This window comes from Clostridium pasteurianum DSM 525 = ATCC 6013 (genome assembly GCF_000807255.1).
Lineage (GTDB): Bacteria > Bacillota > Clostridia > Clostridiales > Clostridiaceae > Clostridium_I > Clostridium_I pasteurianum.
Genome location: NZ_CP009268.1, coordinates 292,169 through 305,066, shown reverse-complemented (window position 1 = coordinate 305,066; position 12,898 = coordinate 292,169). Strand labels below are relative to the sequence as shown.

Here is a 12,898-nt window from a genome sequence, read left to right as displayed (position 1 = left end):
TAGTACTAGTGAAAATTTGTACTTCTACCAAATTTACATAAATTATTCACAGAAGTACCCCTATAATATAAAGTATTAGCTTCTCAAAATAGTTTATTTTTAATTAAACTTGTTATTTAATCCCTCCACTACCTTTTCAAGAGTTAATGGTATTTCTGTAAATCTAACTCCAATAGCATTATGTACAGCATTAAGAATAGCTGGTGCTACAGGAATTAATGCGGGCTCACCTACACCTTTTGCCCCAAAAGGGCCAGTTGATTCTTCACTTTCTACAATTATAGGATATATTTCTGGTATATCCTTTGCAGTGTAAATTAAATAATTTGAAAAATTCAATGTTTTCATCTTTGCATTTTCTACCTGCAGATTTTCAAGAATTCCAAGCCCCATTCCCATTAAACAGCCACCTTCTATTTGACCTTCTACCATTTTCCTATTGATTGCCTTACCTACATCATGAGCTGCAATAACCTTTAATACTTTAACTTCTCCAGTATAGATATCAACTTCAACTTCTATAAAATGTGTAGCAAAAGCATAAGTAGCAAATGGAACACCCTGCATAGTATGTGGATCAAGGCCTGTTGTATTAGGATTAAAATAGCCTGAACCAACTATCATAATACCCTTAGCTGCACATCTACTTAAAATTTCCTGAAGACTTACGTTGTTATCTTCATGACCTTTTACATAGGCTCTCTTATTTTTTAATATAATATCTTCTTTCGGAGAATTTAATAATTCCTCAGCCACCTGCATCAAGCTTTCCTTAGCCATTTCAGCTGCCTTTTTACAAGCATTTCCCGATATGTAAGTCTGCCTGCTGGCTGAAGTTGCCCCTCCATCAGGAGTAGAACCTGTGTCCGCTGATATAATATTTACTTCTTCATAATTGACCCCCAAAGTTTCCGCTACTATTTGGCACATTACTGTGTTTGATCCCTGACCTATATCTGCACATCCTGCCATAACTGTTACTGATCCATCTTTATGCATTTCTAAAAATGCTGATGCAGGGTTTGGAAGGCCTGTATTTCCTATGCCATACCACATACAACCTATTCCCACACCTCTTCTCTTCCTGCTGCTTAACTCACAGGTACTATTTAATATGACCTCTTCTGCTTTTTCTCTTGCCTTTTCCAAAGTCTCAACAACACCAATACTATCCTCCAATTTTTGCATAGTACAGGTATAAGATCCTACTCTAAGTGCATTTATAATTCTTATATCATAGGGGATCATATTTAATTTTTCTGCCAACATATCCATCTGCTGTTCATGGGCAATTGACACCTGTGGTACTCCAAAGCCTCTGAAAGCCCCTGCCATTGGATTATTTGTATAAACCATGCTGGCCCTCACTCTTACATTAGGTATTTCATAGGGACCTGTGGAATGAACAACTGCCCTTGTAATTACTGCTGGTGCATAAGATGCATATGCCCCAGAGTCCTCAATGAATTCTGCCTCCATGGCAATCAATTTTCCATTTTTATCTGCTCCAGTTTTGTATTTCATAATATGAGGATGTCTTTTTGAAGAAACTTCCATGGATTCCTCTCTGGTATAAGCTAGTTTTACAGGTTTCTTTGTATGATAGGTAAGAAGGCCAAGAAAACATTGAGTAGAAATATCAAGCTTACCTCCAAATCCCCCGCCAGTTTCAGCCTGTACAACTCTTACTTTACTTTGAGGAAGTCCTAATACTCTTGCAACCTCTCCCCTATCAAAATGAGGATTCTGCGTAGATGCCCAAATAGTAAGTAATCCATTTTCATATTTTGATACTCCAGCTTCTGGCTCTATGAACATATGAGCATAATAATTTGTTTTATAGATTTTTTCTACTATTACATCACATTTTTTAAAAGCCTCATCTACATCTCCCTTTATGAGAGTCCTAGTTGTAAGTAGATTTGTATCACCATGTACTTTAGGAGAATCTTCCTTTAAAGCTTCATATACATTGGTAACTAAAGGCAGCTCATCATACTCAACTTCAATTAAATTCAGTGCCTCTTCTGCAATTTCTTCTGTTTCTGCCGCAACTACGGCTAGAGCATCTCCGTATCTTCTGATTTTATCATCTACTAATACCGGTTCATCCTTCATAATTATTCCAATCCTATTACTGCCTGGTATATCCTTGCTTGTGAGTACTGCAGCTACACCTGGTAATTTTTCTGCTTTGCTGGTATCAACTCTCTTCAATAGGGCATGAGCAACTTTACTTCTCAAAACTTTAGCATAAAGCATACTCTCAAACTTTATATCTCTTGCAAAAAGGGCTTTTCCAGTAACTTTAGGAATTCCATCCTTTTTTTGAACACTTTTACCAATAACATTGAAATCATTCATTTATATCACCATTACTTCTCTCTACCGCCAACTGTACTCCATCTATAATCTTCTTATATCCTGTACATCTGCATAAATTACCTGATATAGCTGTTTTTATTTCTTCTAAAGTAGGATTTGGATTTTTCATTAACAAAGCCTTGGCAGAAAGTATCATTCCCGGAGTGCAAAAGCCACATTGAACAGCACCTGCATCTAAAAATGCTTGCTGAAGTATATCTAGTTCTCCATTTTTTTCAAGCCCCTCTACAGTAGTTACTGAACATCCATCAACCTGAGCCCCTAATATACAGCAAGATGTAACTGCTTCTCCATTTAGTATGACAGTACATGCTCCACACTCACCTTCAGAACATCCTTCCTTCACACTGGTAAGCCCAAAGTCTTCTCTTATAACATCTAGCAATCTCTTACTAGGATCAATTTCTGATGAAACATCTTCCCCATTCAGCTTAAAGAACACTTTCACTTTTCCCATAATTATGCCTCCTTACTGACTTTATCTCTGAACAAATTCTTTCAAATACTTCTAATCCAATTCCCTTTACTGCATATCTTTTATGTGAAATTAAATTTCTAAAAGGTGATTTTTCAAGATTACTAACTGTAAATTCTGAAATTTTGTCCAAACATTTTTCAATATTATCTACATTTATTTCTTTACCTATTAAAATATCCTCAGCCGCTTTGGCTCTACATGGATTTCTTGAAATTGCCCCAAGAGAAATTCTAATATTTTTACATATATTTTCTTCTGGCATTTTTTCAATAATTATACCGATGCTTACTACAACTATAGCTAAAGCACTTCTTCTTCCTAATTTTTTAAATCCAGATACAATATTACTATTTGGTGTTTTAAAGAATATTTCTTTTAAAATTTCGCCTTTATTTATAACTGCATTACCATTCTTTCCATAAAGATCATTTATATTTACTAGTCTTTCTCCTTCAGATCCAACAATAACACAGCTAGAATCTAATGCAACTAGTGCAGCCACAGAATCTGCAGCTGCGGATGAATTCATAATATTTCCACCTATAGTCCCTAAATTTCTTATTTGAGTAGAACCAACATCTCTGCACGCTTCAGCCAAAATTGTAGCTTTTTTATTAATTATTTTATTTTGTTCTATCTGGGAATGAGTTGTCATAGAACCTATTTTAATAATATTATCTTTTTCTTCTATATAACTAAGTTCTTCAACTTTTTTTAAATTCACTACATTTTTAGGTTCTACTATTTTTTTTCTCATTTTAACAATGAAGTCAGTACCACCTGCCAAAATATATGTATTCTCACCGCATCTGTCTAATATATTAAGAGTTTCTCTGACACTCTTTGGACTATAATATTGAAATGAATTCATTTTGCTCATCCCCCCTTGCTTTACTAATGCTAATCATTTTAATCTTTAAAATAAAGCTAGTTATACGAAATTAATTACTATATTATATATCATTTGTCAAATTGTAAATATTTTTGTCGATTTATTGTAATATCGATTTTTAAATCTACAACCACTTCTCATAAAGCTTCATCATTGCTGAAATATCTTCTTTACCCATTCCTTCACTTCTAGCCATTTGATACATCTGCTGAGTTAAATTTCCTATAATCAGTGGCATTTTTAAATCCTTTGCTGTATCTACTGCAAGTTGTAAATCTTTATATTGGAGATCTATCATAAATCCAGGTTTAAAATTTTTTTCTTTTATAAACCTTTCATATTTAGAGGTTAAAGCATAGGAATTACCTGAGCTTTTACTGATGATTTCAAATAAAATATCTGTATCCAAACCAGCTTTCATTCCCAAAGTAAGTGCTTCTGATACTGCTGCCATATTTGCACCAAGTAAAAGATTATTTACAAGCTTTACTGTATCACCTGCCCCTACACTGCCTACATAATAAATTTTTTCCCCTATACTTTTCAAAACTTTTTTTACGTCATTAAATACTTCTTCCTTACCTCCAGCCATAATAGTCAGTGTACCTTTTTCAGCACCAGTGGAACCACCACTAACGGGAGCATCTATTACTTCTACGCCTTTCTTCTCAGCTTCCTTAGCTATATGTTGAATAGTTTTAGGCGTAATACTGCTTAAATCTATTATTACAGTTCCAGCTGAAGCACTCTCCAAAATACCCTTTTCACCTAAAATAACACTTTTAACTATTTCAGAGTTTGGAAGAGAAGTCATTACTATATCTGCTCCCTTGGCCACTTCAGCAGGACTCTCTCCAACTAGAGCTCCTTTTTCCTTAAATTCCTTAACAACATTTTCTGACAAATCATAAACCTTAAGTTCATAGCCTTTTTTTAATATATTATTAGCCATATTTTTTCCCATAACACCTAATCCGATAAAACCTATTCTCATTTGTATACCTCCAAATATCTTCTATATAAATAACTCATTAATTTCTAATCTTTATTTTCCTATATAAAAATTCATATTTTTACTCTAAATATATTAATCCACTAAAAATTCTTCACACTATATTAATATAGAATAATTATGATTTAAATTTGTATAATATCAACTCTTTAAATATTAAACATCACTATCTATAGATACAACATCTTTTATGTTTCTCGTTTTTTCTTTAACTAAATCTACCTTTGGTTTAGTCAGCATAGATGCTAAAAGCACCGCAACAATAGGTATAATAGTTAAACTGGATACCGCTGCATGTATTCCATGATTATCTGATATCCATCCAAGCAGTGGTGAAACTATTCCTCCCATAGTAACTGCCAGACCTAAAGTAACTCCAGAGGCCAATCCCATATGATTTGGCAAGTATTTTTGTCCAAGTACTACCATTGGACTAAAAGGAGTATAAAGTGCAAAACCTATAGGTATTAATAACCCTGTAGCAATAGTAATATTATGAACATTTATAAATATAAATAAAAGTGGTATAAGAGCAGAATATCCACCTATTATTACTTTTTTATTTCCTATTTTATCCGATAGACGTCCTGCAATAAGATTTCCAACAACTCCTGAAATAATCAATATTGATAATGCTATACTTCCAGACCTCTCTGATTGATTAAATACATGTATCCAATATAGAGGCAGGAATGTATTAAGTCCAAAGAATACTATAGCACGACAAAGAAGTGTTGCAGTTAAATTTACAAAAGGCTTCCATTCATCAGCAGTATTACTAATTCCATTTAATGCCTTTTCCTCATTAATACTTTGTAATTTGGCATAAAAAGTATTTAATTGTAACAATAAGATTAAACTCATTATCATTGCTGGCAAACAAAGAATGATTGTTCCTTTTAGTCCAAATAATAGCAATACTTCTGTTGTTATTATTGGCCCTACGGCAAAGCCTACATTTCCACCTGCTGAAAATGTGCTCACACTAGTGGCTTTATTTTTATCGGCAAATTTATTTGCCAAACGTGCTCCTTCTGGATGAAAGGCGGCTATTCCAATACCACTCACAGCCACTGCAGCAGCCATAACCCAATAGTTAGAACTAATTCCTGCTACACCTATTCCAAGTCCTCCAAGAAAAACTCCTAACGGCAATGTCCAAGGTGCTGAAATCTTATCCGAATAAAGTCCAAATATAGGCTGAACTATAGAAGAACTGAGATTAGCTGCAAAAATCAAAAATGCAGCCGCTGCATAGCTGAGATGTTTTTCTGTAATAAGAAATGGCAGCATAGCAGGTAATGCCCCTTGATAGATATCTGTAATTAAATGTCCTGATGTCAATAATTTAATATATCGATTCATTTTTCTCTCCTTTTGTTATATTTATTATGTCTTCATTGATAAATTATTATAAAATAAATATAAAAATCTACATTTTAATAATTTTCAATAATTTTTATTGCCAAAAATCTATTTTTTTCTTATTATTATAACAAAAACATATTCATATGAAAAATATTTAATATATATCAATTCATATGCAAAACATATGGATATAAAGGAGATTGTAAAATGGATATTAGACAAATTAGATATTTTCTTGCCGTTGCAGAGGAAGGGCAAATAACTGCTGCAGCTAAAAAGTTAAATATTTCCCAGCCCCCTCTTAGTCAGCAACTAAAAGCTTTGGAAACTGAACTTGGAGTTAAATTATTTATACGAAATAGTAGAAATATAGAATTAACAGAAGCTGGAATCATACTTAGAAATAAATCCGAACAAATAATTGAATTAGTTAATGCTACTGAAAAGGAATTAAAAGATTTAAATAAAGGATTAGAAGGCACCCTTAATATTGGTACTGTAGGCTCTTCTGCCATTACTGTGTTACCCAAAAAAATATATGAATTTCATCAAAAATATCCTAATATAAACTTTCAGATGTGGGATGGAAGCAGTACTAGAATAATGGAGCTTTTAAATAATGGAATTATAGAGCTAGGCTTTGTACGTACTCCCTTCAATACTAAAGTCTATAATTCATTATATATAAAAAACAGTGAATTAAAAAATCATACTCATGATATTATGGTAACTGTAGCAAAATCAGAATTATATGGAAATATAGACAAAGATAAAATATCAATAAAAGAACTGGAAAATAAACCCCTTATAATTCATAGAAGATTTGAAAATGTAATAACAGAAGCTTTCAATAAATTAGGTTTATCTCCCAATATAATATGTAAAAATGATGATATTATATCATCATTAACTTGGGCAAATGCTGGTATTGGCATAGCATTAGTACCAAGAACTTCTTCTACACTTATGTACAATACAAATCTTGAAATTAAAGAGATTACAAATCCATCTATGGAAGCTAAATCAGCTTTAATCTGGATGAAAAATCGATATTTATCTACAGCTGCATCTCATTTTATAGAGTACTTTTATTGATTAATCTTTTCATCAGCAGGGATTTATAAACTAATTGTCCCTGCTCTAATACCTTCATAAACTAAAACAAAGCTGCCTAAGAAAGTTTTTCATTTCCAAACAGCTTATAAATTACAACAATCCACCTACAGCTAACTTTAAGAAAAAATCCCTATTTAATTTCTCTTTACATACTATAAGTGGTAAAACCATATCAAATACAGTTTTATCATTAAAAATTGCCGCTGTAGGAATTCCCATAACTGGTATATGATTTTCATATCCAAGCAAAAACATATTCCCAGGCTGTACTGGCACCCCATGAACAATTAGTTCCTCTATCTCTTCCTTTATAGCTATTGGAGTTAAATCATCCTCATCTACGGACATCCCTCCAGTACAGACCACCATATCGACTCCCATGTTGATAGCTTTTCTTATTTCCTCTTTTATTCTCTGCTTATCATCTGGAAGTTTTACTGTTTTTATAATATTACAGCCATAATATTCAAACTTAGGTCTTAGTGTATCATAAAATTTATCTTTAATAGTACCATTAAATATTTCAGTACCTGTAATTATTAAATATATATTTTGTTTCACAAAAGGAATAACTTTAAATATTTCTTCATAACTACATAGTCTTTCAAGCTTTTCAATATTTTCTCTCTTAGTATATAAAGGTACTATTCTCTCCGATATAATTTTCTGCCCTTCTGATACCACTGCATTATTGACAATAGTTGCTATAGTAATGTGCTCTATTTCGTTAAGCTCATAAAGTCTTTTTTCATTTACTCTAAAAACTCCATCAATTTTTGAGTATATATTTATTTTTCCTTCTGATACGCCACTTATATCATAATCACTATTATTGCAAATAGCCTTGGCAATTCTTACAGCACAGTCATCTTCATGGATGAATTCATCAGGTATATCTTCTATATAAATATGTTCTTTACCTAAGGATTTTAACTTATCTATATCCTTTTCTTCTATTATATGCCCTCTTTTAAAAGCTACTCCCTTAAACTCTCCTGGAATAATCTGAGTAATATCATGTCCTATAGGAAGACCTATAGCTTCTTTTATATTTATAGTTTTCATTTATTTTCTCCTCTCACCTTAATGAGCTCTGCCGCTATACTGACAGCTATTTCTGCAGGAGTATCTGCATTAATTTCCAATCCTACAGGAGAATGAATCCTTAAAAAATCCTCTTCTACATATCCTTCAGCTTTAAGTTTTGAACATATTTCTGTTCTTTTTCTCTTACTTCCTATCATTCCTATATATTTAGCTTTTGAATTTAATACCTGTTTCATAACTTTAAAATCCGATGCATGGCCTCTAGTTATCAAAACCATATAAGTATCTTCATCAATTTCAATGTTTATATCTTCATCAAAAGAATTTATCACCATAATTTCATCTACTGATGGAAATCTCTCTCTACTGGCAAAGGTATTTCTATCATCTATTACTACAGTTTTAAAATCCACCATTTTTGTGAGCATTGCCAATTTTTCAGATATATGTCCAGCTCCAAAAATATATAACACTTCATTATTAGATATGGATTCAATAATATAAGTATAACTATCTATATCTACAGTTTTTAACTGTTTTTTACCTAAGCTATCTTTAAGTTTATCATAAAGTTCTCTGTCTAATCCCCTGGAGCCTTTAATATTTTCATTGTTATAAGTATAAAGATACCTATTTACAGTTAGGTTTTCTTTATTCAAAGAAGTTATAAAATAAGCTCTTTCATTTTTTTCTATAGAATTAAGAGAAGTTTTATAGATATCTACATCCCTTGGATTTAAATATTCTAATAAAACTTCTACTTCTCCACCACATATCATATCCGTTTCTTTTAATCCATTCAAATCAAAATGCATGGTAATATTTTTTTTACTGCTAAATATTTCAGTGGATTTGGTTAAAACCTGTGATTCAAGTCTTCCTCCTCCAACGGTACCAAAAATATTTTTATCTTTAAATATTATCATTTTAGCACCTGAAGTACGAGGAGAGGAACCTCGACTTCCAAATATAGTTGCACATACTACAGGTTCTCCCTGTTCTAATGAATCACATATTCTGTTAAATAATTCTTTCATTAAATCCCTCCTCTAATTTAATTTTTATCTTTCTTCTCTAAAATAAGAATTTCCAAGTGCATTTGGTGGAGCATTCTTCTTTGATTTTCGCATAGAAACCACTATAAGTATTATAAAAGTTACTATATAAGGAACTGCGGCAATCAAATACTGAGACACTATAGGTTTTGCAAGTCTAAATCCTATTATATCTAATCCACCGAAGAAAAACGCACCTATTATAGCCTTGAAAGGATTCCATCCTGCAAAGATTACGAGAGCTACTGCAATCCATCCTCTTCCTGCTGTAACATTATCCTGCCAGGTTGGTACATAAACCAGAGATAAATATGCTCCTCCAAGGCCCGAAAGAGCTCCTCCTAATAATATATGCACATATTTATACAAATTAACATTTATACTTGCCGCATCTGCCGCTGCAGGATTTTCACCTATAGCAGTTAAATTTAAACCCTTTGAAGTCTTATACAGATATATTCCAAGTAAAACAGCACATACATATCCCAAATACACAAATACATCATGAGTAAAAAATATAGGACCTACAAATGGTATTTTAGATAATATAGGCAGATCAATAGGCTGAAAGAAATTTTTTATAGAATTTGGAGCAATCTGTCCAACCATTTTTGAACCCACCATACTGGAAAATCCGCTTCCAAAAATAGTTAGTGTAAGTCCTGAAACTACCTGATTTGCTCTAAGTCCAACAGTTAAAAAAGCATATATAAGTGCACCGCCTGCACCGGCTGCCATAGCCGCAATCAATGCAAGAATAGGATTACCTGTCTTAAATCCTACAATAAATCCAATTACAGCGCCCATAAGCATTATACCTTCAACACCAAGATTTAAATGACCTGCTTTTTCTGTAATTATTTCTCCAAGTGTTCCAAAAAGTAGTGGCGTTCCTGCAACTACCGCTGCTGTTAAAAAACTAATTAACCAACTCATTATGCTACCTCCTCAGCCTTTTTTTCTTTTGATGCAAATTTAACTTTAAATCTTATAAAGAATTCACTTCCCAGTACAAAGAAAAGAATAGTTGACTGCAGTATAAGAGCAGCAGACTGAGGTATTCCAAAGGCTGTCTGTATATAATTCGCTCCCGTTATAAGTGCTGCAAATAATATGGAAACTAAGGCCATTGCTATAGCGTTAAGATTAGCAAGCCATGCTACTATTATAGCTGTATTACCAGCACCACCTGTTATTTCTACAGATAAAGTATGACTTACTCCAGAAGTCTGCAAAAAACCCACTATACCACAAATAGCACCACTTAAAAATAAAGCTCCAAGAGCTGCTCTTTTTATATCTATTCCTGAATACAAAGCTGTATTCTCACTTTCACCTATTACTGAAATTTCATATCCTTTTTTTGTATAGTTCAAGTAAATGAAAACTAATATGGTTACAATAATGGCTATAATCCATCCTATATGTACCCCAAATATTTCTGGAAGAGTAGCATTATCTGAAAAATTTGGTATTTTAGGGAATCCGAGAGCTGCTTTATCTTTCCAAGGCCCATACTGAAGATAAGTTACAAACTTCAGAGCAATATAATTCATCATAAGAGTAGTAATAGTCTCATTAGTCTTCCAGTTTACTCTAAAGAAGGAGGGTATAAACGCCCATATACCACCAAATATAAATGCTGATATAAACATTAATATAAGTAATATTGGCTTTGACATATCTGGAAAGTTTAATGCTATTAGAGAAGCTCCAAAAGCCCCCATCATTATCTGACCTTCTCCTCCAATATTCCAGAATTTCATTTTAAAAGCTATACATACTCCAAGAGCTGATATAAGTAGTGGAATAGCTTTTATTATAGTTTGTCTTATATTATAAGGTGAACCAAAAGCTCCTTTTATCATAGTTCCATAAACCATAATCGGATTTAATCTAAGTATTGCTAAAAATATACTTACTACTAATAGAGCAAGAATTATAGCTGCTATTCTTATCTGCATACTTTTTTTATTGCTTATATCTGATCTTTTAGCAAGCCGTATCATCATAATTATCACCGCCCTTATCTGCATTTGATACCATCAGCATTCCAAGCTTTTCTTTTGTAGCATCTTTTGCCTCTAGAATACCTGTAACATTACCACTGTTTAAAACCATTATTCTATCACAGAGTTTCATCAATACATCTAAATCCTCTCCTACAAATAAAACAGAGTTTCCCTTTTGTTTTTCTTCATTTATAAGATTATAAATTGTATAACAGGTATTTATATCTAATCCCCTTACAGGATAAGCCATTACAATTAGTTTTGGATTCAAACTAAGCTCCCTTCCCAGTAATATTTTTTGTATATTACCACCAGATAGATACCTTATAGGATAGAATATTCCCGGTGTCTTTACCTCTAATTTTTCTACTAACTTCTTTGCTTTTTCTATTAAAGGCCTTCTGTTTAATAATAGTCCCTTTTGATTCTTATAATCTTTAAGCATAAGATTATCAACTATATTCATAGAACCAACCAGTCCCATTCCAAGTCTATCCTCTGGTATGAATCCAATAGCTATATTATTTTTCATCATTTCCTTTGAAGATTTTCCTGATATATCTTGTCCCTTAAATATAATTTTTCCACTTTCTATATTACATATGCCGGTTATAGCCTCACAGAGTTCTTTTTGTCCGCAGCCTGCAATACCAGCCACCCCAAATATTTCTCCCTCTTTTATTTCAAAGTTTACATCTTTTAAAAGTTTTACATTATCACTACCTAAAACATTTAAATTTGAAACCTTAAGAACTGTATCTCCCGGCTTATATTCAACTCTATCTATGAACAAATCCATTTCTTTTCCTACCATAAGCTCAGTAAGATTTTTAGGATTGGTAGTTTTCTTATCCACTGTACAAATTGCTTCACCTTTTCTAAGAATAGTTATCCTGTCTGCTACTTCCATAACCTCATCCAATTTATGAGTTATAAATATGACAGCACAACCTTGTTCTTTAATCCTATTCATTATATTAAACAACTTTTTTGTTTCCTGTGGTGTAAACACAGAAGTAGGCTCATCTAAAATAAGAATATCCGCACCTCTATATAGTATTTTTAAAATTTCAAGATTTTGTCTTTCTCCTACAGACATATCATATACATACTTATCTAAGTCTATATTGAACCCAAATTTTTCACAAATTTCATTTATACTATTAGAAGTATTTTTTTCATCAATAAATAATTTGTTATTCTGACCAAGTAAAATATTTTGCCTGGCAGTCATTGATTCCACCAGTTTAAAATGCTGAAATACCATTCCTACACCTGCTTTAATTGAATCCTTAGGAGACGAAAAATGCACTTTTTCCCCATGAATAAATATAGAACCGCTATCAGGAGTATAAACTCCTGACAGCATGTTCATAAGAGTACTTTTACCAGCGCCATTTTCACCTAAGAGTGCATGTATTTCTCCCGCATTAACACTAAAGTCTATATTGCTATTAGCTATAACTTTTCCAAATACTTTTGTTATGTTTTTTACAGAAATCAACTCTGAACTCATAAGTATCACTCCACACT

At 32.4% G+C, this 12,898-nt stretch carries 11 protein-coding genes; 1 reads left to right on the top strand and 10 read right to left on the bottom strand.

All coding sequences use genetic code 11. The features are described 5' to 3' along the window. Positions 1-99 precede the first annotated feature (99 nt). From CLPA_RS01385 to CLPA_RS01365, 5 genes are all read right to left on the bottom strand, one after another. Positions 100-2,364: a xanthine dehydrogenase family protein molybdopterin-binding subunit gene (locus tag CLPA_RS01385; RefSeq protein ID WP_003440781.1), complete on the bottom strand. Its 2,265-nt coding sequence runs from the start codon at positions 2,362-2,364 to the stop codon at positions 100-102. Next, the gene (locus tag CLPA_RS01380; protein WP_003440779.1) at positions 2,357-2,842 is read right to left on the bottom strand and encodes a (2Fe-2S)-binding protein; all 486 of its coding nucleotides are present in this window, start codon (positions 2,840-2,842) and stop codon (positions 2,357-2,359) included. Before CLPA_RS01380 ends, CLPA_RS01385 begins: the two co-directional genes overlap by 8 nt. Next, on the bottom strand, positions 2,817-3,734 hold the full coding sequence (locus CLPA_RS01375) for an FAD binding domain-containing protein (protein ID WP_003440775.1): 918 nt from the start codon (positions 3,732-3,734) through the stop codon (positions 2,817-2,819). Before CLPA_RS01375 ends, CLPA_RS01380 begins: the two co-directional genes overlap by 26 nt. A gap of 145 nt (positions 3,735-3,879) precedes the next feature. Then, positions 3,880-4,749 carry an NAD(P)-dependent oxidoreductase gene (locus CLPA_RS01370; RefSeq protein WP_003440772.1) on the bottom strand — a complete coding sequence of 290 codons (870 nt, stop codon included), beginning with the start codon at positions 4,747-4,749 and terminating at the stop codon, positions 3,880-3,882. Between the two features lie 174 nt (positions 4,750-4,923). Further along, positions 4,924-6,132: an MFS transporter gene (locus tag CLPA_RS01365; protein ID WP_003440771.1), complete on the bottom strand. Its 1,209-nt coding sequence runs from the start codon at positions 6,130-6,132 to the stop codon at positions 4,924-4,926. 210 nt (positions 6,133-6,342) lie between these two features. Between CLPA_RS01365 and CLPA_RS01360 the strand changes: the two genes are divergently transcribed. Beyond that, positions 6,343-7,230, top strand: coding sequence for a LysR family transcriptional regulator (locus tag CLPA_RS01360; RefSeq protein WP_003440770.1), 888 nt, complete (start codon positions 6,343-6,345; stop codon positions 7,228-7,230). A gap of 111 nt (positions 7,231-7,341) precedes the next feature. Here CLPA_RS01360 and CLPA_RS01355 read toward each other — a convergent pair whose 3' ends face one another. The 5 genes from CLPA_RS01355 to CLPA_RS01335 are packed head-to-tail and all read right to left on the bottom strand — an operon-like array spanning position 7,342 to position 12,881. Further along, positions 7,342-8,316 (bottom strand): molybdopterin-binding protein, encoded by a 975-nt coding sequence (locus CLPA_RS01355; RefSeq protein ID WP_003440769.1) that lies wholly within the window; start codon positions 8,314-8,316, stop codon positions 7,342-7,344. After that, positions 8,313-9,335, bottom strand: a complete 1,023-nt coding sequence (locus CLPA_RS01350) for an XdhC family aldehyde oxidoreductase maturation factor (protein WP_003440768.1) — start codon at positions 9,333-9,335, stop codon at positions 8,313-8,315. Before CLPA_RS01350 ends, CLPA_RS01355 begins: the two co-directional genes overlap by 4 nt. 24 nt (positions 9,336-9,359) lie before the next feature. Continuing rightward, positions 9,360-10,289, bottom strand: coding sequence for an ABC transporter permease (locus CLPA_RS01345; protein ID WP_003440767.1), 930 nt, complete (start codon positions 10,287-10,289; stop codon positions 9,360-9,362). Beyond that, complete coding sequence (locus CLPA_RS01340; RefSeq protein WP_003440766.1) at positions 10,289-11,365, bottom strand: ABC transporter permease; 1,077 nt, start codon at positions 11,363-11,365, stop codon at positions 10,289-10,291. Before CLPA_RS01340 ends, CLPA_RS01345 begins: the two co-directional genes overlap by 1 nt. Beyond that, entirely contained in the window at positions 11,346-12,881 is a 1,536-nt protein-coding gene (locus CLPA_RS01335) for an ABC transporter ATP-binding protein (protein ID WP_003440765.1), read from the bottom strand. The genes CLPA_RS01340 and CLPA_RS01335 overlap by 20 nt, the downstream gene beginning before the upstream one ends. Positions 12,882-12,898 lie beyond the last annotated feature (17 nt).

Excerpts from the sequence above, each read along its gene's own strand:
- CLPA_RS01385 (WP_003440781.1), bottom strand. The coding sequence starts at position 2,364 with ATGAATGATTTCAATGTTATTGGTAAAAGTGTTCAAAAAAAGGATGGA.
- CLPA_RS01380 (WP_003440779.1), bottom strand. The coding sequence starts at position 2,842 with ATGGGAAAAGTGAAAGTGTTCTTTAAGCTGAATGGGGAAGATGTTTCA.
- CLPA_RS01375 (WP_003440775.1), bottom strand. The coding sequence starts at position 3,734 with ATGAATTCATTTCAATATTATAGTCCAAAGAGTGTCAGAGAAACTCTT.
- CLPA_RS01370 (WP_003440772.1), bottom strand. The coding sequence starts at position 4,749 with ATGAGAATAGGTTTTATCGGATTAGGTGTTATGGGAAAAAATATGGCT.
- CLPA_RS01365 (WP_003440771.1), bottom strand. The coding sequence starts at position 6,132 with ATGAATCGATATATTAAATTATTGACATCAGGACATTTAATTACAGAT.
- CLPA_RS01360 (WP_003440770.1), top strand. The coding sequence starts at position 6,343 with ATGGATATTAGACAAATTAGATATTTTCTTGCCGTTGCAGAGGAAGGG.
- CLPA_RS01355 (WP_003440769.1), bottom strand. The coding sequence starts at position 8,316 with ATGAAAACTATAAATATAAAAGAAGCTATAGGTCTTCCTATAGGACAT.
- CLPA_RS01350 (WP_003440768.1), bottom strand. The coding sequence starts at position 9,335 with ATGAAAGAATTATTTAACAGAATATGTGATTCATTAGAACAGGGAGAA.
- CLPA_RS01345 (WP_003440767.1), bottom strand. The coding sequence starts at position 10,289 with ATGAGTTGGTTAATTAGTTTTTTAACAGCAGCGGTAGTTGCAGGAACG.
- CLPA_RS01340 (WP_003440766.1), bottom strand. The coding sequence starts at position 11,365 with ATGATGATACGGCTTGCTAAAAGATCAGATATAAGCAATAAAAAAAGT.
- CLPA_RS01335 (WP_003440765.1), bottom strand. The coding sequence starts at position 12,881 with ATGAGTTCAGAGTTGATTTCTGTAAAAAACATAACAAAAGTATTTGGA.